The organism is Streptomyces sp. MBT65, from assembly GCF_016612545.1.
Taxonomy (GTDB): domain Bacteria; phylum Actinomycetota; class Actinomycetes; order Streptomycetales; family Streptomycetaceae; genus Streptomyces.
In genome coordinates this window covers 1-1,027 of the sequence record NZ_JAENRY010000653.1, presented here as the reverse complement: position 1 = coordinate 1,027, position 1,027 = coordinate 1, and the positions used below count along the sequence as shown (strand labels likewise).

The 1,027-nt window shown below is 72.7% G+C and carries 1 protein-coding gene; it reads left to right on the top strand.

The features are described 5' to 3' along the window. Window positions 1-847: PLP-dependent aminotransferase family protein (locus JHN63_RS51350; RefSeq protein ID WP_200691984.1), on the top strand; the 847-nt coding region annotated here is incomplete at its 5' end. Window positions 848-1,027: the final 180 nt, after the last annotated feature.

Here is a 1,027-nt window from a genome sequence, read left to right as displayed (position 1 = left end):
CCACTGCGGTCGTGTGGGCGCCGCGGGCCCGGAGTGCGGCGCCCACACGACCGCAGTGGAGTCCTACGGCCTCGCCGTGCACTGGCAGATCCTGGCCGAGGCCGGCCTGCGCACCCACCCGCTCCCCTTCGACCAACTGGGCACGGACCCGGGGCAGTTGACGGACGAATCCGCCGTCCTGCTCACCCCCGCCCACCAGTTCCCCATGGGCGTCCCCCTGCACCACGACCGCCGTTCCGCCGTGGTCGACTGGGCCCGGCGCACCGGAGGCCTGGTCCTGGAGGACGACTACGACGGCGAGTTCCGCTACGACCGCCAGCCGATCGGCGCCCTCCAGGGCCTCGACCCCAACCACGTCGTCTACCTCGGCACCGCCAGCAAATCCCTCGCCCCCGGCCTCCGCCTGGCCTGGATGGTCCTGCCCCCCTCACTCATGGACGAGGTCACGAAGGCGAAGGGCGGCATCGACACCTGCGGCGTCCTGGACCAGTTGACCCTCGCGGAGTTCATCACCTCGGGCGCCTACGACCGCCACGTCCGCGCCGCCCGCCTGCGCTACCGCCGCCGCCGTGACACCCTCGTCGACGCCCTCGCCCAGCACGCCCCCGACGTCCACGCCACCGGCATCGCGGCCGGCTTCCACGCCGTCCTCAGCCTCCCACCCGGCACCGAACACTCCGTGGTCCAAGCCGCCGCCTGGCAGGGCCTCGCCCTCCACTCCCTGTCCTTCTACCGCCACGAACACGCCCAGACCACCCCACTGGACGCCCTGGTCGTCGGCTACGGCACACCACCGGACCACGCGTGGACGGGGGCGGTGGAGGCGCTGTGCAGGGTGTTGCCGTGAGGGGGTCGGACTGTCGGCTCCTCTCCGACACGGGCCCGCAGATTCAGCCCGTCCGGCACTTCTCCGAGACAGGCCGCACCACCCAGCCCGTCCGGCACCTTTCCAGCGCAGGCCGCCCATAGTCAGCCCGTCCGGCGTTTGAGGACGAGGCCCCTTCAGGGCCGAAGGGGGGTCTGGGGG